This is a genomic window from Haloprofundus halobius (assembly GCF_020097835.1).
GTDB lineage: Archaea > Halobacteriota > Halobacteria > Halobacteriales > Haloferacaceae > Haloprofundus > Haloprofundus halobius.
Window position 1 is genome coordinate 1,848,690 of the sequence record NZ_CP083666.1, and the last position, 17,418, is coordinate 1,866,107.

Below are 17,418 nucleotides of genomic sequence, written 5' to 3' on the forward strand. Positions count from 1 at the left end.
TCACCATCCCACAGCATCGTGATAAGATTTACCACCGGACGCAATCGGTGAAGGTGCCGACCGCTGGCGATTTCACTCGTTTCGAGCGGGACGTTACAGCATAAAAAGAAGGGACGCGGGATTCGGCTCCGACCGCTGTCAGGCGAGACCGACTTTCTCCTGATAGCTACCGTAGTTCGACTCGAACACCTGCATGATTTCGCCCATCGTCACGTACGCCTTCACCGCGTCGACGAGGACGGGCATGACGTTTTCACCCCCCTCGATGGCGCGTTCGAGGCTCTCCAACGCTTTCTCGACGGCGTCGTCGTCGCGTTCGGCTTTCACCTCCTCCAGCCGGCTGAGCTGTCGCTCCTGTACCTCGTCGGAGACGTGCAGCAGTTCGAGCGTCGTGTCCTCGTCCATCTCGTACTTGTTGACGCCGACGACGACCTCCTCCTCCTCCTCGACGCGCGACTGGTACTCGTAGGAGGCGTCCTGAATCTCGCGGTGGAAGTAGCCCTCGTCGATGCCGCAGAGCACGCCGTCGCGGACGGAACCCTCGCCCATCTCCCGAATCTCCTCGATGTACGCCATCGCCTTCGCCTCGACTTCGTCGGTGAGCGACTCGACCATGAAACTCCCGGCGAGGGGGTCGATGCTGTCGGCAGCGCCCGACTCCTCGGCGATGATCTGCTGGGTTCGGAGCGCGACCCGAACCGCTTCCTCGGAGGGCAGCGCCAACGCCTCGTCGAAACTGTTGGTGTGGAGGCTCTGCGTGCCGCCCATCACGCCCGCCAGCGCCTGAATCGTCACGCGGACGATGTTGTTCAGCGGTTGCTGAGCGGTGAGCGACTGTCCTGCCGTCTGCGTGTGGAACTTCAGTTGCTTCGAGTTCTCGTCTTCGGCGTCGTACCACTCCTCCATCACGCGGGCGTAGATACGTCGGGCGGCGCGGAACTTCGCGACTTCCTCGAAGATGGAGTTGTGCGAGTTGAAGAAAAAGGAGAGTTGCGGGGCGAACTCGTCGACGTCGAGGCCGCGCTCGGTCGCCGCTTCGACGTAGGCGAAGCCGTCGGCGAGCGTGAACGCCAGTTCCTGCACGGCCGTCGACCCGGCCTCTCGGATGTGGTACCCCGAGATGGAGATGGGCCGGATGCGCGGCGTCTCCTCGGCGGCGAACTCGACGGTGTCGGTGACGAGGTCCAACGAGGGTTCCGGCGGGATGACCCACTCCTTCTGCGCGATGAACTCCTTGAGCATGTCGTTCTGGAACGTTCCGCCTATCTGGTCGCGGGGGACGCCGCGTTCGTCCGCGAGCGCGACGTACATCGCGTAGACGACGGGCGCGGAGGGATTGATCGTGAACGAGGTAGTCACCTCGCCGATGTCGATGCCGTCGAACAGCACCTCCATGTCGCGCAACGTGTCGACGGCGACGCCCTCCTTGCCGACTTCGCCGTCCGACAGCGGGTCGTCCGAATCCTTGCCCATCAGCGACGGCATGTCGAACGCCGTCGACAGGCCGGTCTGACCGTTCTCGATGAGGTAGTGGAAGCGCTCGTTCGTCTCCTCGGCGGTGCCGAAGCCGGCGAACTGCCGCATCGTCCACGTCCGCCCGCGGTACATCGTCGGGTAGACGCCCCGAGTGTAGGGCTTCTCGCCGGGGAAGCCCAGGTCCTCGGCGTAGTCGAGGTCCGCGACGTCCTCGGGGGTGTAGATGTCGTCGATTTCGAGGTTCGAGACGGTCGCGAACCGGTCTTTGCGCTCGCCGAAGCGCTCGACCACGGGGTCGCGCGTCTCCTCGGCCCACTCCTCGTGGGCCTCCCGTATCTCGGCGAGGTCGTCGTCGTCGTACATGGCGTAAAATTTGCCGGACTGTTCATTAAGGATTCGGGTCTCGGAGAGCCGAATCGAGAAGACCTATAACCGACAGCGGCCCCTCGCCGGACGACGATGCCATCCGCCACGTTGGACGTCTCACTCGGCCTCACGCTCCTCTGTCTGGGAGTGGTGGCCGCCGTCGCACCGACTCGAATCGCCTCGCTCCGCGCACTCGCGTTTCCGCATCGCCACCGCAATCCGGACGCGCCGCCGCTCTCGTCGGACGCGGCGCTCGTGAAAGCCGTGGGTGTGACCGTCGCGAGCGTCGGCGGCGCGTTCGCGCTGCTGGCGCTCACCGTCGGGTAGTCTCGTTTCGTTTCCTCTTCGTCGCCGACGACGCTCACGTACGGAGTCGACGACACACCGCGCCGCGTGCGGGTCGCTACGGGCGGTCGGTTGGTCGGAAAACCAGGTCGAAGTTACTGTTCAGTCGTGGAAGCCGGCGGAGGTGAGCGCGTAACTCGCGTCGTCGGTCTCGCAGGTCGGCGTCACCTCTTTGCGCGCGGTGTCGTATTCGAGAAGCTTCCGCGTCGCGAGTTTCGGCAGGTGGAGGTGGTGCAGCGAGACGGCTATCTGCTGGGGATGGGTCGTCTCGCCCGCCTCGGACTCGCGGCGGTGAATCTCCTCGGCCAGTTCCTCGACCGTGACCGGGCCCGGTTGGTCCGAGAGCGCGTGGATGAGATGACGGCGGCGCGGACTCGCCAGCGCGTCGAGCAACTTTTTCGTCTGTTTCGTCTCTTGGATACCGGCGTCGGCCGTCACTTCTTGCGAACTCATGATCTATACCGATGAGTCGGATATGTAAAGTACGACTACCCAAAGAATCAGGTACCGTTGAATGTCACCGCGCCGAAGAGTTTCGAGACGAGTTTTCGCTCGCCCGTTCGGATGTGCTGGTGGAACGTCGCGGGCGAGATATCCAGCGACGTCGCCACGTCTTTCCCCGAACTCTCGCGGGGTTGGTCGAAGTAGCCGGCGAGATACGCCGCCTGCAACACGTTGCGCTGCCGCGCCGTCAGGTCGGACTCGACGGAGGAGACGAAGTCTCCCTCGGTCAGCGGTCGGCGCTCGACCTGTCTGCGCGACTGCAGTTCGGCGCTGTCGTACGCTTTCCTGAGCCCGCGCATACACGCGCCCACGTCGCCATCCTGCGGGAGCAGCGCGACGACGGAGGCTCCGCTGTCGTCGACGACGAGCGCGTCGACGGTGACACCGAGGTCGGTCAGCGTCTCGGTGACCGACTCCCCGTCGAACACCAACTGTACGAGCGCGCCGGCGTCTGTCTCGCGGACGAACCGGTGCCGGGCCACCGACTCGGAGTCGGCCGCCCGTTCGAGAAACGCTTCGGCGTCGCCGTCGGTGACGGTGAAGAACTCGACGGAGGGGTCGGTCCCGGTGACGCCCTCCAGTCTGAGTTCGACCTCGGTCTCGGCGACCATCTCGAACAGCGGGCCGTCGTCCGCGAGGCGGAGTTCGACCTCCGTCGCTCCCTTCGTTAACAGCAGGCGCTTGCTCTCGACGGCGTTGACCGTGTGTCCGATGGTCTTTCCGAGTTCGTCGAGCACCGACTGCTCCTCCTCGTCGAAGGCGTCGTCTTCGGTCGTGTACACCTCCAGGACGCCGTACACCGTGTCTCGGTACCGAATCGGGACGCACGCGAACGCCCGGACACCCCCGCGTTCGGCCCACGCGCCCCAGTCGGAGTCCCCGTCGTCGAGCATCGCGAGTTCGTCTTGGCCGAACCCGGTGGCTATCGTCGCTCGCTCGCGGTACGCCCGCCACGCGGCGGTTCCGTGCGTCAGGTCGCCGTTGGTCGCCGCCCGCGGTTGCGGTGGGTCGAGCGTCTCGCCGACCGTCGTACTGACCGTGAGCGTCTCGCGTGTCGCCCGCGGCTTGCAGATGCGGACGTAGCAGTACGGCCCCGCCTCCGAGAGCCGCGTGCAGACGCGCTCCTCGGCTTCGTCGCGACTCTTCGCGCCGACCAGCGCCGCGTTTACCTCCCGGATAACCGAGTTGACGCGGTTGAGTCGGTCGAGGCGTTCGCGCTGTTCGCCGAGCGAGATAGACTGCTTGCGCGCGCGAAGGAGCGACTGGATACGGCCGTGCAGTTCGGCTTTCGACACCGGCGTCCGGATCAGGTCGTCGACGCCGGGTGGGAACTGGGCGCCGATCTGCCGCCACACGTCCCCGTTGCTCAGGTTCTGTTCGGGGACGACGAGCAGGAACGGGAGGTGGAGCGGTTCGGCGTCGCTCTTGAGCGTCTCGAACGCGTCGACGTGTCTCGAAAGCGTCTGCGGGTCGAGTACGCAGAGGTCGATTTCGCCCGGCGAGACGTCCGCCGGTTCCCGCTCGACGACGCGGTGGTCGGTGCCGAGGACCTCCGCGAGTAGTGACCGGTTCTCGTCGTGACTCATCGCGAGCAAGATTCGCGCTTCGTCGGCGGGAAGCGCGTCGCTCGACGCCTGCTCGACGAGAAGTCGGTCTCTCATAACCGACTCCGCCTCGTCCATCTCCGTCGTGGTTTTCGTTTCATGGTTCGAATTCTTCGTCCGGTTGTGCGGGTCGACCGCTGAGGATGCCGCGGAGGCCCGTCAGCGGGTCGCCGATTTGCACGCCGTACTCGGTGATGCGGAACTCCCGAAGTTGGCGCTCGAAGTCGCTCGTCCGCTTCTTCAACACGCCGACAGCTTTCCGCATCTCTCCGTTCAGTTCGAGGTGCTGGAGGAATAAAATATTATCCGCCAAATAGCTTAGGCCTCCCTCGTCTGTCACTTGGAAGTCGCCGGTGATGTCCTGCACTTCGTTGATGAGAATGACGGAGATGCCCATGTTCTGGAGGTACTTACAGAGCGTGTGGAGGTTGCGCGTGAGTTCGTCGTTCTCGCCGAGGAGCGCGAACTTGTAGCCGACGATGCCGTCTATCATCACGATTTCGGCGCCTTTCTCCTCGACTTCCCGGCGGACTCGCTCGTTGAACTCGTCGACGCTCAGCGACAACGACTCGGTCTCGTTTATCGAGAGCACGTCCTGGTCGAGCATCTGATCGACCGGGATGTTGACGGCGTTGCTGCGCTCTCTGAGCGTCCGTTTGTTCTCCTCGAACAGGTAGACGACGGAGCGTTCACCGCGACCCGCGGCCTCCTTCATGAACTGAATGCCGGTCGTCGTCTTGCCGACGCCGGTCGGGCCGGTGATTATCGTCACCGTCCCCCGCTCGATGCCGCCGCTGAGCAACTGGTCGAGTCCAGGGACGCCCGAGGAGATGGTCTCAGTCTCGAACTCACGGCCGGTCCCCTGCGGGAGCTGGTTCAAGTACACCTCGATGCCGCCGCGGTCGATGGTGAGCGTGTGCGGACCGCTCTGGAAGTCCGACCCGCGGAACTTCGTCACCGTCAGCGTGCGCTTCTCGTCGCTTCGCTTCAAGTTGAGCGTCCCGTCGCAGATGAACTGTAAGTCGTCGTCCGGTCGCGTCTCCGTCGCCTGGGCGGTGAACAGCACCGTCGACCCCTGAACGTTGAAAAAGCGCATCAGCGAGAGGATCTGCTTGCGGAACTGGTAGTCGTCGGGCGCGAGATACCGCAGCTGCGTCAGCGGGTCGATGAACAGTCGGTCGGGGTTGAGCTCCTCGACGCGGTTCGTTATCTCCTCGGTGACGGAGTCGCCCTCGACTTCGTCGGGGCTGAAGATATCGTACGTCAGGTTCTGCGCGAAGTACTCCGAGTCCGGGCTCAGGTCGAGAAAGTCGACGCCGTCCAACTCCAGTCCGAGCGAGGCGGCGTTCTCCCTGATGTTCTTGGTTGATTCTTCGAGATTGATGTACAGTACGGACTCGCCCGCTTCGAGGCCGGCACGCAGAAAATGCACCCCGAGGATACTCTTGCCCGCGCCGGGTTCGCCCCGAACCATGTAGGTCCGGTTCGGGACGAATCCACCGCACAGTACGTCGTCGAGTCCGTCGACACCCGTCGAGATACGCTCGCTCGCAGGCGCATCTCGTCGCGCGGACTCGTGGTTAACCTTTTCCATCGTCCCCAATAGTACGCTACTGGTATTTTGTCGTTACGACGCATGTCGACCGAGATCGACTCCGAGTCGGCGGGTCGGCCGGTGTCAGCCGAAGTTCTCGACCTTCGCGTCCGCCGGGTCGCCGTTCTCGGCTTCGAGCGCGTCGAGCGCCTCCTGGACGAAGCCGGCGAACCCGTAGACGAACACCTGCGCGCCGTCGCCGTACGTCTCGGCGACGTGGTCGGCGAGGTCGCCGTCGGTGACGACGACCGTCGCGCCGCGCTCGCGGAGGTCCGCGAGTCGTTCCTCGTGTGCGGGCGCGTCGTCCTTGTAGATTACCGCGACCGACCCGCCGTCGCGGAGCGCGCGCTCGCCCAGTCCGACGGCCGCCCCGACGCCCGGTCCCCCGGCGAGAACGACGACGGCCGACTCGTCTTCGTAGTACTCGTTGCCGAACGGCCCGGAGATGTCGAGCTCGTCGCCCGCTTCGAGGTCGAGGAGGTGACGGCTGAACGGCCCGGCCTCCTCGGGGTCGACGCCGACGGTTATCTCGAACGTCTCGCGGGCGTCCGGCGACGAGAGCGTGTAGAAGCGCGCGTACTTCTCCCCATCGACGGCGGCGGCTATCTTGACGAACTGGCCGGGACGAGCGTCGAACCCGTCGGGCGATTCGAGCACGATAGCGACCGTGTTCGGGCCGACCGAACTGACGTCGGTGACGGCGACGGTTGCGTCCATGTCCGGGCAATTGGGGGGCCACCACAAAGTCGCTTCCCACTCTCGTCAGCGCGTGCGAGACGGCGCCGAGTCGAGACCGAGATGAGATAAGACGGTTTACAGTTCGAGCGGAGTCGATTGGAAACCCGTCACAGAGTCGCATCGAAAGTAGGCTTTTTTGAGGAGTCTCTGGCGAAAAAACGCCCGAATGCGGGAGGACACCACCCCCGCTCCTTTCAGAAGGCTTTTGATTCGGCCGGAGGTAGCACCGATTAGCATGCCTGCGGACTTCAACTGGGCCATCGGCGGAGAGGCTGGCGATGGCATCGACTCCACGGGGAAGATTTTCGCCCAGGCGCTCTCACGGGCTGGCCGGCACGTGTTCACCTCGAAGGACTTCGCGTCTCGTATCCGCGGCGGATACACAGCGTACAAAGTCCGAACCTCGGTCGACCAAGTGCAGAGTGTCGTGGACCGACTCGACGTACTCATCGCGCTCACACCGCGAACCATCGACGAGAACCTCGACGAACTGCACGAGGGCAGCGTCATCGTCTACGACGGCGAGCGCACCACGATGCAGGGCGTCGAGATTCCGGAGGGAATGGTCGGGCTGGACGTTCCCCTCCAGAGTATCGCCGAGGAGAAAGGTGGCGCAATCATGCGCAACGTCGTCGCGCTCGGCGCGGCGTGCGCCGTCGCCGACTTCCCCATCGAACATCTCGACAGTTCGCTCGAGAAACGCTTCGGCGGCAAGGGACAGGCCATCGTCGACAACAACCGAAAGGCCGCCCGCGCCGGACGCGACTACGTCAACGAGAACTACGACCACGAGTTCGACTACAACCTCGAGACGACCGACAACGACTACGTGCTCCTCAACGGCGACGAGGCCATCGGCATGGGTGCCATCGCCGCCGGATGCCGCTTCTACGCCGGCTACCCCATCACGCCCGCGACTGACGTGATGGAGTATCTCACCGGCCGTATCGAGCAGTACGGCGGTCACGTCGTCCAGGCGGAAGACGAGCTCGCGGCCATCAACCTCGCACTCGGCGGCGCGCGCGCCGGTGCCCGCGCGATGACCGCCACCTCCGGTCCGGGTATCGACCTGATGACCGAGACGTTCGGTCTCATCGCGACGAGCGAGACGCCGTTGGTCATCGTCGACGTGATGCGCTCGGGCCCCTCGACGGGGATGCCGACCAAACAGGAGCAGGGCGACCTGAACCAGATGGTGTACGGCGGTCACGGCGAGATCCCGCGCTTCACGCTCGCGCCGACCACCGTCGCCGAGTGTTTCCACAAGACGGTCGAGGCGTTCAACCTCGCCGAGAAGTACCAGACGCCCGTCTACCTCGCCGCCGACCTCGCGATGGCGGTCACCGAGCAGACGTTCGCGCCCGAGGAGTTCGACATGGACGCCGTCGAGATCGATCGCGGCAAGGTCGTCGACGACGACACCATCGGCGAGTGGCAGAACGAGAAGGGGCAGTTCAAACCCCACGCGCTCACCGACGACGGCGTGAGTCCGCGCTCGTTCCCCGGGACGGGCGGCGGCGCACACATGTCGACCGGTCTCGAACACGACGAACTCGGTCGCCGGACCGAGGACACCGACATGCGCGTCGAGCAGGTCGACAAGCGCAACCGGAAGGTCGAGACGGCCAAGGAGCGCGAACCGTGGGCCTACCGCGAGTTCGGCGACAAAGATTCAGGAAACCTCGTCATCTCGTGGGGTTCGAACGAGGGCGCGATGGTCGAAGCAATCGAGTTCCTCGAGGAGGACGGCGTCGACGTCCACTTCATTTCGGTACCGTACATCTTCCCGCGTCCGGACCTCACGGAGGTCATCAACGACGCCGACGACGTCATCGTCGTCGAGTGTAACAACACCGGACAGTTCGCCGACATCCTCGAACACGACGCCCTTACCCGTGTCAAGCGCGTGAACAAGTACAACGGCGTCCGATTCAAAGCCGACGAACTGGCCGAAGACATCAAAGAGACGCTCTCACAGGAGATTACCGCATGAGCTCAGACGTTCGATTCACCGATTTCAAGTCCGACAAACAGCCGACGTGGTGCCCCGGGTGCGGCGACTTCGGCACGATGAACGGCATGATGAAGGCGCTGGCGAACACGGGCAACGACCCCGACAACACGTTCGTCGTCGCCGGCATCGGCTGTTCCGGCAAGATCGGCACCTACATGCACAGCTACGCGATGCACGGCGTCCACGGCCGCGCGCTGCCGGTCGGCGCGGGCGTGAAGATGGCCAACCCCGATCTCGAAGTGATGGTCGCCGGCGGCGACGGTGACGGCTACTCCATCGGCGCGGGCCACTTCGTCCACGCCGTCCGCCGGAACGTCGACATGACGTACGTCGTCATGGACAACCGCATCTACGGTCTCACGAAGGGGCAGGCCTCGCCGACTTCGCGCGAGGACTTCGAGACGTCGACGACGCCCGAGGGCCCGAAACAGCCGCCGGTCAACCCGATGGCGCTGGCGCTCGCGGCGGGCGCGACGTTCATCGCGCAGTCCTTTTCCTCGGACGCGATGCGACACGCCGAGATCGTCCAGGAGGCCATCGAACACGACGGCTTCGGCTTCGTCAACGTGTTCAGCCCGTGCGTGACGTTCAACGACGTCGACACGTACGACTACTTCCGCGACAACCTCGTTGACCTCGCCGAGGACGACGACTACGACCGCCACGACTACGACGCGGCGAAGGACCGCATCCTCGACGCCTCGAAAGAGTATCAGGGCGTCATCTATCAGAACGAGAACTCGGTGCCGTACGAGGAGCAGCACGGCCTCACCGAGAACATGGCGGAGATTCCGGACGGCGCGCCCGAGGACGCGACGGACCTCGTGCGAGAGTTCTACTAACCCCCCTTTTTCCGCCTCGGGTCGCGCTTTGCGCGACCGCTCGGCGCAAAAATCTGTGTTCGTGAACGTAGTGAACGAACGCTCGGGAGAGCGGAGCTCTCCCGGTGGACCAAAAAGGCCACTCGCTCGGCCTTCGGCCTCGCTCGCGGTACGACTACTTGCCGCTGACCGTACCGCACAGCGACCGCAACCGCTTCAGCGACCGCACCGCGACGAGGGTTTATCTGTAAAGAAGAGACCAGACCCCCCCATGCGTTGACGAGTCGTCGCGGGGTCGGTCGGGGCGGGTGTACGGCGCGCCGCTCCGCGGGTGGGAGAGTCGGTGTGCCGTCTGTTCGTTACAACCCTCAACACAGTCGTACGTCCACACGTCGAAGTCGCTACTTTGTCTGCCAAACCCGTCGTCCCGTCCAGAGCAGTAGCAGAGCACCAGCCAACGACATGGCAGCCGCAGGGAGGTACACCCACTGAATGCCACAGCCGAATCCACCGTAGCCGAGCAGGTCGTCGAAGAGCCCAATCAGGAGTAGCCCGAATAGAAACGCTGCGAACCCCAGTAGCGACGTGGCAACTGACACTACGAGCGAAAGAGACGGCTGTCCAAGCCACGGGCTGCCTAGGTTTGCGAGCGCCCAGACGAGAGCAAAGCCGAACAAGAGAACGCCGAATAGCGTCTGCGGGACGCCGCTGCCCGGCGTGCAGAGGACCGTCTCGGAGAAAAACAGGGAGACCATGGTCGCCGTGCGCAGCGAGGTGATGTATCCTTTCCGTCGTGTCTCAATCCCGGTGTTCGATACGCTCGAACAGCGACAGCACCGTCTCCTGTTCGTCGAGGTCGGCGGGGTGCATCGCCAGCGCGACGATCACGTCGTCGCCGTGGCTGACGGTCGCGACGTGGAACTGCACGGCGATCGACTCGTTCGACTGCGCAGTCGACCCGTCGACGGAGACGTTCTCTGCACTCACGTTACCCTCGTACGTGACGACGGTCGCCCGCTCGTCGAGAACCGTTCGCTCGGTTTCGCCGACGCGGCGGAGGTCACCGACAGAGTCGCCGGTGACCTCGTTCGAGAGGCCGAGCAGTCGTTCGACGAGTTCGTCGTTCGTCTCTCCGGCGAGTGGGTTGGCGGAGACGCCCGCGACGTCGGGGTTCGGCGTCGAGAGCAAAACGACGGACGCGCCACCATCGGAGCGTGCGTACGACGAGAGCCAGCCGACGAGCGTGACGTTCGCTCCGGCCCCGGCGACGGCGACGCGGCGGTCGACGACGACCGACCGGCTCTCGCCGGGTTCGTAGCTCGCGTCCGCCAGCGCCGAATCCGGTATCGACGCCGGATTCGACTCCAGCGTCAGCGCGTCCGCGCTGACGCAACCCGAGAGCACCACCAGGAGCGCGACCGCCGGCACGAGAAACTGTGCGCGTTTCATACACTCCGGAGAGCGTGTGTGACCAAATCTCTTACTCCAACCGAACACTCTCGGTCGTGCTGGACCCGTCACCGTCCGTGAATGGATGCACGCGTTTTTTATGAACTGGCGGGAAACTACCTGTTTATGCCAGCGGATACGTATGATATCGTCGTAGTCGGGGGAGGCACCGCCGGAGCCTTCGCCGCCGCGACGACGGCCTCTGCGGGTCTCGACACCGTTATCATCGAGCGGAAGTCGCCGGAGGAGGCGGGTCACATCGCCTGCGGCGACGCGATCAAAGGGAAGAGTTCGTTCCCCGACGTTATCGACCTCGACTATCTGAAGGAGGAGTCGTTCACCAACCGGAACATCCGGCGCGCCGTGTTCGAGAGTCCGGACGGCGAGACGCTCGACATCCCACTGTCGGAACCGGGCGCGGTCGTCGACCGCAAGCGCTACGGCGAGGTCATCCTCGAAGAGACCGAGCGAACCGGCGCGGAGATTCACTACGACACCGTGGTGCAGGACGTGACGCAGGCCGAGGACGGAACGGTCACCGGCGTCCGCGCCAAGCGAAAGGGCGAGGCTGTCGACTACGAAGCCGAGGTCACCATCGACGCCGCGGGTGCGCTCTCGCTCCTGCAGGACAAGACCGACTTCTCGGGAACGACGTTCGACACGAACGTCAACTACTCGCAGTTCTGCTCGGCGTACCGCGAGGTCGTCGACATCCCCGACCCCGTCGACTGGGACGACGCCATCGTCTTCAAACCGACCGAGGAACTGGGCTACCTCTGGTACTTCCCGCGCACGGCGACCGAGATCAACGTCGGCCTCGGCTTCCAGATGAACAAGGAGCCGATGAAACTCGTCGAGACGCTCAAGAAAGACCTCCGCGGCCGCGCAGAGTTCACCGGCGCGACGGTGAAAGACAAACTCGGTGCGGCGCTTCCAACTCGACGACCCTACGACTCGGCGGTCGCGAACGGATTCGTCGCCGTCGGCGACGCCGCGGGCCACGTCAATCCGACGACCGGCGGCGGCATCCCCGGGGCGGCGAAATCCGCCCACCGCGCGGCCAACCGCGCCATCGCGGCCGTCGGCGACGGCGACGTGAGCGAGGAGGCGCTGTGGATGTACAACCACGACGTGATGACCGATTTCGGCAAACGCTTCGCGGCCATCGACCTCTACAACATCTGGGGCGGCGTCCACGACGTCGACGAACTCGTCGGTATCGTCACGTCGGTTCCCGGTCAGCAGCTCGCCGACGCTGTCGGCCGCGGCGGCACCGATTCGATGAACCTCGGTCTGAAGCTCCGGACGCTCGTGCAGACGTTCGGCCACTGGGACACGCTGTTCGAGTTGGCTCGCGTCCGCAGCAAAGCGAACGAGTTGAAGGCGCACTACGACCGGTATCCGGCGCGTCCGGGTGGGTTCGAGACGTGGCGTGAGGTACGCGACGACATCATGGACGACGTGTACGCCATCACGGGTGCGGACCCGAAGTACTAGAACCGACCTTTTGCTCTGCGGGCCGCGACGCGGCCCTCGGCAAAAGCTCGACCAAAAGCACTCCTCGTTCACTTCGTTCGTTTCACTCACTCCGTTCAGTCGTCGGCCCGCTCGCTCGGCCTTCGGCCTCACTCGCGGTGCAAAAACGCTCGATTCTTCGCCCGCACTGTACAGGGGTAATCGGTTTACTCGCTGTCTTCGGCCAACCACGCGTACGCCGTGTCGTCGGCGGCGAGTCGCCGCCGAATCGCGTCCGTATCGCCGGGTGTGATTCCGTCGAAGAACTCTCGGTCTTGCTCACGGAGTCGACGAATCTCTGCCTCCGGAAATCCGTCGTACTTCGGTTCCGGGTCGACGGCGTAGCTGACGTTTATCTCGTAGGCGTCGCCGAAACACTGCTCGAAGATGTACCCTGCCCGTTCGAGGTGACGCCGCGAACTGACGACGGACACCGTCTCCGCGTCGGGCGCGTGTTTCTCGACCAACAGCCGAGCGAAGTAGCCGTTCCCGCGGGTGTCGTGGGCGTGGGAGTCGAGCAGCATGCGTTCGGGAGCGACGCCCTTCGATTCGGCGTACTCCGCCATGACCTCACACTCCGCGCGCGGCACGTCCGGGTTCGTCGCCGCGCCGGTGAAAAGCAGGTACGCGGCGTCTCTCTCCTCGAAGGCGTCGACGGCGGTGTCGACGCGTCGTCGAAGGTGGCGATGAATCGAGTCCGACCGGAGTCGGTCGCCGAGTGCGACGATTACCATACGTCGGGTCGGGTCGCCGTCACCAAATACTGTCGCGTCCGCGACTCACTCGAAGTCATCGGCCGACTTCGAGAGCAACACGCTCTGCAAAACCGTCTCGGCAGCACGTCGAACCCGCTCGGAGGCGGCCTGTTGGCTGATTCCGAGTTCGTCGGCTATCTCCTGCAGCAAAATCCCCCGCGGGACGCCGAAGTAGCCGTGTTCGACCGCGAGCGTCAGCGCATTCCGCTGTTCGGGCGTGAGGCCGAAGTTGTACTTCGCGTCCTGTTCTTCGTCGAGCGTGTAGATACGTTCGACCCGAAAGGCGATGTCGTGGTCGAGACAGTAGTTGTGAAACTCCCTGAGGCCGCGGTGGTCGGCGAACCGGAGTCGGAATCGCCAGGGGTCGTCGCCGTACGCTTCGAGAATCGTCGCCTCGCTCCCGACGAGGACCGTCGTGAGGTTCGCCGCAGCGTCGTCCCAGACGACGTGGTAGAGCACCCGGTCGTCGACCCGGGCGATGGCGGTCAGTTCCTCGACCACGTCGTCGTCGCGGACCGCTCGCTCGAACGCGTCGAACGTCTCGACTCCCTCGGACGCCGGCGCGCCCGCCCAGAAAAACGGCATCACGCCGTCGCTCCCGGTGGGGACGACGCGCTCCAGTTCGATGTGAATCCCCTCGGTCGCCTGCGAGAGGCGACCGAGGTCGAACGCGTCCGCGGGTATCTCGAGTTCGGCGATGACGACCACACTTCTTTTAAAGGAGTCGACCCCTCTTAAGAGTCCGTACTGAACAAGCATATCTCCAATCATAACTTGGTGAGAATTCCAATCGAGGACGCTCACGTGACGTACGACAACTCGCGGACGACCGACCCGATTCGCCCGGCAATCGAGCTAGACGGGGTGTTCGCCACGCTGGCCAGCGCTACGCGCCGGCACGTACTCCTCGGACTTCTCGAGCGCAGTCCGCGGGAGGAACGAGCGGTGAGCGAGGAACTCGCCGTCGCGTGGGGCGTCGAACGCGCTCACGTCAGAACGCAACTGCGGCACGTTCACCTGCCGAAACTCGCCGTTTCGGGGCATATCGAGTGGAACGAGGTGACCGGCGAGATCGCCCGCGGTCCGACGTTCGACGACCTCGCGCCGCTGCTTCGACTGCTCGACGACCACGCCGTGAAGTTGCCTGGCGTGTGGCCCTGACGGCCGCGGGACTGTCGGCAGAACCTACGACGGCCGCAACCGCTTTTGGCGTGAGGGACCTCCTTTCGATACATGTCCCAAGGACAGGAACTCGGCAGCGACGACGTTCCGCGCGCGAACGGGATGCCGATGCTCGGCCTCGGCACGTGGGAGAATACCGACGCCGACGAGTGCCGAAACGCCGTGCAGACGGCGCTGGAGATGGGTTACCGCCACATCGACACCGCACAAGCGTACGGCAACGAGTCCGAAGTCGGCGAGGGTCTCGCCGCCGCCGACGTTCCGCGAGAGGATATCTTCCTCGCGACGAAGGTGTGGATCGACAACCTCGCGTACGACGACGTCATCGAGACGGCGAAGGAGAGTCTCGACGATCTCGGCGTCGACTACGTCGACCTCCTCTACGTCCACTGGCCCGCCCGCGAGTACGACCCCGAGGAGACGTTCGCCGCGTTCGACGACCTCTGCGACGAGGGCCTCGTCGAACGCGTCGGCGTGAGCAACTTCCAACCGGAACACGTCGACGAGGCCATCGAACACGCCGACGCCCCCATCTTCGCGAATCAGGTCGAACTCCACCCGCTGCTCCCGCAGGAGGAGCTCCACGAACACTGCGCCGAGCGCGACGTCGAACTCGTCGCGTACTCGCCGTTGGCCCGCGGCGAAATCGCGAACGACGATACCATCGCGTCCATCGCCGACAAACACGACGCGAGTCCGTTCCAGGTGAGTCTCGCCTGGATTCGCGAGAAGGGCGTCACCGCCATCCCGAAGGCGACGAGCGAAGACCACATCCGCGACAACTGGGAGTCGCTGGCCGTCGACCTCGACGACGAGGATATCGCCGAAATCGACGCCATCGACCGAACCGACCGCCGCGTCGACCCGAGTTTCGCACCCTGGTGACGTCCGCAAACGTTCGAGAACACTCGTGTACACCCGCGAACGTCGGCGAAAACGGCATCCGACGGCGCGATTTTTCTTTTCGCTCTCTCCGCCTCGCCAGTAACGTCTCCGGCGCGTCACCCTCAGCGAGACGGTCGAGTCGGCACGGACGCCGACCCACAAAATTCACATCAACTGGTACGACACTCTCTTGCGATGGAGACAACCTCGTCGCCGGGGTTGGTCGGCGCGATACGCATCGACCTCGTCCGGTTACACGAAACGTGGATGGAACTAGTCTTCCCGCGCCAGTTGAACGTCGGGAACTCGGTCATCGGCAAGTGGAAACCGCAGACGGGTCCGCAGCGGGCGACGTACTCGGCTTGGAGCGCGCTCGGTGTCCCGCTCGTCGCGGTGGTGTATCCGCTGTTGTTGCTCGGCTTTGCGACGCGCTTTCACGCGAAGCGACTCGACAGCGCCGGGGCGCGTCTGGGTCTCGTCGGCGTGATTCTCCTCTCGCTCGTCGTCTGGGGGGCGCTGTCGGCGTTCGCCCGGTATCAGTTCTCGACGACCGGCTTTCTCGCCGTCGCCGCCGCCAGCCTCGTCGCGACGCTGTCGGCGGCGCTCGCCGTCGTCTTCTCGCGCGTCGGCGGACGCGGGACGAGCGTGCTGTTCGCCTACCCGTCGGCGATGACCGCGCTGTTTCTCCCGCCGGTCGTCGCCGCACTCTACTCGCCGACGCTCTCGGCGGTCATCTTCCCCGGCAGTCAGTCGGTCGCCGTCTGGATTCTCGACAACGTACTCACCGTCGGCGGCCTCAACCAGGTGCTCCGCGATCAGTTCACTCTCGAAGGGTTCGCGTACGTGTTGATGTGGTTCGGCGTCGCGGTTCCGCTCGGATGGCTCCTCGGTACCGTCGTCGTCCTCGCAGACATCGTCCGGCCGCGACGAAACTGACGGAGGCTCGCACTCGTCGTCGGCATCAAACACGGCGAGTACCGCGCGATTCGCTGAACCTCTCGTAGTCTCGCTTCACCGCACGTCGAGTGTCTCGTCGGTCACGTTCGACGCCACGGCGACGCCGACGATGCTGACGACGAGTCCCGCGACGATGAACGCCGCGAGTCGGTACGTCGGTGGGAGTTCGCCCGTCAGCCCCGGAACGATCGCGTGCGGGAGGATACCCTCGCGTTCGAGGTACCAACCGGTGAACCCCCGAACCACGAGGCCGAGTGCAACGACGCCGAAGGGCAGATTCCAGTACGGCGAGCGCACCTCGTCGGTCTGGATGAGTTCGTCGACGAGACGGCCGGTGCTCGCCGTGAGCGCCGCCAGCGCCAGCCACGGGACGCTGCTGTAGAGGAACTGAATCGCCGGGACGACGACGGCGTCGCCCGTCGCCAGCTCCGAGGCCTCCAGCCCGCCGAGGAAGACGCCGACGAGCGTGAGGCCCGCGGCGACGACGTAGGTGACGACCGACACCTGTCCGGAGTAGAGCGCGTCGCGCGTCCGTTCGGGGACGCTCGCGAGACGTTCGTCGATGGCGAGACCCTTGTACAGCAGCACCGCACCGAGCAGCGACGCGAGAAACGCCCCCGCCAGCGCCGGGGACTCGAACCGCAGCAGCAGAAGCGGCAGGAGCAGCAGGCCGATACCCATCGGAACGAGCACGGTCTGTCGGAGTTCCTCGTCGGCGAGAAACTGCTTGAGGAGGTAGTACGTCGACTCGATGTCGCGCGCCTGCCGAACGACGATGCGGTCGACGGCGTCGACGCGGAGACGGCTCTCGACGACGGGGACCAACCGCTCGTCCTCGGCGCTGTCGACGACGACGACGACGCTTTCGGGGTCGTACGTCTCGACGAGTTCGTCGAGTTGGGCGGCGACCGACCGGTCGGCCCCGACGAGCGAGTCGCTCTCGCCGGAGACGACGGCGACGACCGCCTCCTCGCGGTCGTCGCGGAGGTCGCGGGCGACGCGGAGCGCTTCGAGGAGACAGTTCACGCTCGTGTCCTCGGGATCGGCGAGACCGACGTCGACGACGAGCGACTGCACCGCCTCCCACCCGGAGACGGGCGTCCGCAAGCCGGTCTTGCGTCCGATGTCGTTCGCCCGGTCGACACAGAGGACCAGCGTAGTCACACGTCAGCGAAACACCCGGTAGGGTAAAAACCTCCCTGTCGCCCGAGTT

At 64.8% G+C, this 17,418-nt stretch carries 17 protein-coding genes; 7 read left to right on the forward strand and 10 right to left on the reverse strand.

Annotated features, from left to right (window positions below; genetic code table 11):
• Window positions 1–138 precede the first annotated feature (138 nt).
• Window positions 139–1,839 (reverse strand): acyl-CoA mutase large subunit family protein, encoded by a 1,701-nt coding sequence (locus LAQ74_RS09705; protein ID WP_224332352.1) that lies wholly within the window; start codon window positions 1,837–1,839, stop codon window positions 139–141.
• Window positions 1,840–1,935: 96 nt separating this feature from the next.
• On the opposite strand from LAQ74_RS09705, the gene LAQ74_RS09710 reads away from it, so the two are divergent.
• Complete coding sequence (locus LAQ74_RS09710; RefSeq protein ID WP_224332353.1) at window positions 1,936–2,169, forward strand: hypothetical protein; 234 nt, start codon at window positions 1,936–1,938, stop codon at window positions 2,167–2,169.
• 120 nt (window positions 2,170–2,289) lie between these two features.
• Here the strand turns inward: LAQ74_RS09710 and LAQ74_RS09715 are convergent, their stop codons facing one another.
• From LAQ74_RS09715 to LAQ74_RS09730, 4 genes are all read right to left on the reverse strand, one after another.
• Entirely contained in the window at window positions 2,290–2,640 is a 351-nt protein-coding gene (locus LAQ74_RS09715) for a DUF7344 domain-containing protein (protein ID WP_224332354.1), read from the reverse strand.
• 47 nt (window positions 2,641–2,687) lie between these two features.
• The gene (locus LAQ74_RS09720; RefSeq protein ID WP_224332355.1) at window positions 2,688–4,352 is read right to left on the reverse strand and encodes a bacterio-opsin activator domain-containing protein; all 1,665 of its coding nucleotides are present in this window, start codon (window positions 4,350–4,352) and stop codon (window positions 2,688–2,690) included.
• A 40-nt stretch (window positions 4,353–4,392) separates the two neighbouring features.
• Complete coding sequence (locus tag LAQ74_RS09725; protein ID WP_224332356.1) at window positions 4,393–5,889, reverse strand: ATPase domain-containing protein; 1,497 nt, start codon at window positions 5,887–5,889, stop codon at window positions 4,393–4,395.
• Window positions 5,890–5,973: 84 nt separating this feature from the next.
• Window positions 5,974–6,606 carry an FAD-dependent oxidoreductase gene (locus tag LAQ74_RS09730; RefSeq protein WP_224332357.1) on the reverse strand — a complete coding sequence of 211 codons (633 nt, stop codon included), beginning with the start codon at window positions 6,604–6,606 and terminating at the stop codon, window positions 5,974–5,976.
• A 256-nt stretch (window positions 6,607–6,862) separates the two neighbouring features.
• On the opposite strand from LAQ74_RS09730, the gene LAQ74_RS09735 reads away from it, so the two are divergent.
• On the forward strand, window positions 6,863–8,620 hold the full coding sequence (locus LAQ74_RS09735) for a 2-oxoacid:acceptor oxidoreductase subunit alpha (protein ID WP_224332358.1): 1,758 nt from the start codon (window positions 6,863–6,865) through the stop codon (window positions 8,618–8,620).
• On the forward strand, window positions 8,617–9,483 hold the full coding sequence (locus tag LAQ74_RS09740; protein ID WP_224332359.1) for a 2-oxoacid:ferredoxin oxidoreductase subunit beta: 867 nt from the start codon (window positions 8,617–8,619) through the stop codon (window positions 9,481–9,483). Before LAQ74_RS09735 ends, LAQ74_RS09740 begins: the two co-directional genes overlap by 4 nt.
• A gap of 380 nt (window positions 9,484–9,863) precedes the next feature.
• On the opposite strand, the gene LAQ74_RS09745 is transcribed toward LAQ74_RS09740, so the two are convergent.
• On the reverse strand, window positions 9,864–10,217 hold the full coding sequence (locus LAQ74_RS09745) for a hypothetical protein (RefSeq protein ID WP_224332360.1): 354 nt from the start codon (window positions 10,215–10,217) through the stop codon (window positions 9,864–9,866).
• Between the two features lie 43 nt (window positions 10,218–10,260).
• The gene (locus LAQ74_RS09750; RefSeq protein ID WP_224332361.1) at window positions 10,261–10,911 is read right to left on the reverse strand and encodes a DUF6517 family protein; all 651 of its coding nucleotides are present in this window, start codon (window positions 10,909–10,911) and stop codon (window positions 10,261–10,263) included.
• A gap of 126 nt (window positions 10,912–11,037) precedes the next feature.
• On the opposite strand from LAQ74_RS09750, the gene LAQ74_RS09755 reads away from it, so the two are divergent.
• Window positions 11,038–12,408 (forward strand): geranylgeranyl reductase family protein, encoded by a 1,371-nt coding sequence (locus tag LAQ74_RS09755; RefSeq protein ID WP_224332362.1) that lies wholly within the window; start codon window positions 11,038–11,040, stop codon window positions 12,406–12,408.
• Between the two features lie 185 nt (window positions 12,409–12,593).
• Here the strand turns inward: LAQ74_RS09755 and LAQ74_RS09760 are convergent, their stop codons facing one another.
• Both LAQ74_RS09760 and LAQ74_RS09765 read right to left on the reverse strand, forming a co-directional pair.
• Complete coding sequence (locus LAQ74_RS09760; protein WP_224332363.1) at window positions 12,594–13,160, reverse strand: YdcF family protein; 567 nt, start codon at window positions 13,158–13,160, stop codon at window positions 12,594–12,596.
• Between the two features lie 45 nt (window positions 13,161–13,205).
• Window positions 13,206–13,889 carry a helix-turn-helix domain-containing protein gene (locus LAQ74_RS09765; RefSeq protein ID WP_224332364.1) on the reverse strand — a complete coding sequence of 228 codons (684 nt, stop codon included), beginning with the start codon at window positions 13,887–13,889 and terminating at the stop codon, window positions 13,206–13,208.
• A gap of 96 nt (window positions 13,890–13,985) precedes the next feature.
• On the opposite strand from LAQ74_RS09765, the gene LAQ74_RS09770 reads away from it, so the two are divergent.
• The 3 genes from LAQ74_RS09770 (at window position 13,986) to LAQ74_RS09780 (ending at window position 16,184) form a co-directional block, all read left to right on the forward strand.
• Entirely contained in the window at window positions 13,986–14,342 is a 357-nt protein-coding gene (locus LAQ74_RS09770) for a DUF7344 domain-containing protein (RefSeq protein ID WP_224332365.1), read from the forward strand.
• 123 nt (window positions 14,343–14,465) lie between these two features.
• Window positions 14,466–15,248, forward strand: coding sequence for an aldo/keto reductase (locus LAQ74_RS09775; protein WP_224337217.1), 783 nt, complete (start codon window positions 14,466–14,468; stop codon window positions 15,246–15,248).
• Between the two features lie 195 nt (window positions 15,249–15,443).
• Window positions 15,444–16,184, forward strand: coding sequence for a hypothetical protein (locus tag LAQ74_RS09780; RefSeq protein ID WP_224332366.1), 741 nt, complete (start codon window positions 15,444–15,446; stop codon window positions 16,182–16,184).
• Between the two features lie 75 nt (window positions 16,185–16,259).
• Here LAQ74_RS09780 and LAQ74_RS09785 read toward each other — a convergent pair whose 3' ends face one another.
• On the reverse strand, window positions 16,260–17,369 hold the full coding sequence (locus LAQ74_RS09785) for a DUF373 family protein (RefSeq protein ID WP_224332367.1): 1,110 nt from the start codon (window positions 17,367–17,369) through the stop codon (window positions 16,260–16,262).
• Window positions 17,370–17,418 lie beyond the last annotated feature (49 nt).

What these genes read in the sequence shown, in the direction of transcription:
- LAQ74_RS09705 (WP_224332352.1), bottom strand. Translation starts at nt 1,839, where the DNA reads ATGTACGACGACGACGACCTCGCCGAGATACGGGAGGCCCACGAGGAG.
- LAQ74_RS09710 (WP_224332353.1), top strand. Translation starts at nt 1,936, where the DNA reads ATGCCATCCGCCACGTTGGACGTCTCACTCGGCCTCACGCTCCTCTGT.
- LAQ74_RS09715 (WP_224332354.1), bottom strand. Translation starts at nt 2,640, where the DNA reads ATGAGTTCGCAAGAAGTGACGGCCGACGCCGGTATCCAAGAGACGAAA.
- LAQ74_RS09720 (WP_224332355.1), bottom strand. Translation starts at nt 4,352, where the DNA reads ATGAGAGACCGACTTCTCGTCGAGCAGGCGTCGAGCGACGCGCTTCCC.
- LAQ74_RS09725 (WP_224332356.1), bottom strand. Translation starts at nt 5,889, where the DNA reads ATGGAAAAGGTTAACCACGAGTCCGCGCGACGAGATGCGCCTGCGAGC.
- LAQ74_RS09730 (WP_224332357.1), bottom strand. Translation starts at nt 6,606, where the DNA reads ATGGACGCAACCGTCGCCGTCACCGACGTCAGTTCGGTCGGCCCGAAC.
- LAQ74_RS09735 (WP_224332358.1), top strand. Translation starts at nt 6,863, where the DNA reads ATGCCTGCGGACTTCAACTGGGCCATCGGCGGAGAGGCTGGCGATGGC.
- LAQ74_RS09740 (WP_224332359.1), top strand. Translation starts at nt 8,617, where the DNA reads ATGAGCTCAGACGTTCGATTCACCGATTTCAAGTCCGACAAACAGCCG.
- LAQ74_RS09745 (WP_224332360.1), bottom strand. Translation starts at nt 10,217, where the DNA reads ATGGTCTCCCTGTTTTTCTCCGAGACGGTCCTCTGCACGCCGGGCAGC.
- LAQ74_RS09750 (WP_224332361.1), bottom strand. Translation starts at nt 10,911, where the DNA reads ATGAAACGCGCACAGTTTCTCGTGCCGGCGGTCGCGCTCCTGGTGGTG.
- LAQ74_RS09755 (WP_224332362.1), top strand. Translation starts at nt 11,038, where the DNA reads ATGCCAGCGGATACGTATGATATCGTCGTAGTCGGGGGAGGCACCGCC.
- LAQ74_RS09760 (WP_224332363.1), bottom strand. Translation starts at nt 13,160, where the DNA reads ATGGTAATCGTCGCACTCGGCGACCGACTCCGGTCGGACTCGATTCAT.
- LAQ74_RS09775 (WP_224337217.1), top strand. Translation starts at nt 14,466, where the DNA reads ATGCCGATGCTCGGCCTCGGCACGTGGGAGAATACCGACGCCGACGAG.
- LAQ74_RS09780 (WP_224332366.1), top strand. Translation starts at nt 15,444, where the DNA reads ATGGAGACAACCTCGTCGCCGGGGTTGGTCGGCGCGATACGCATCGAC.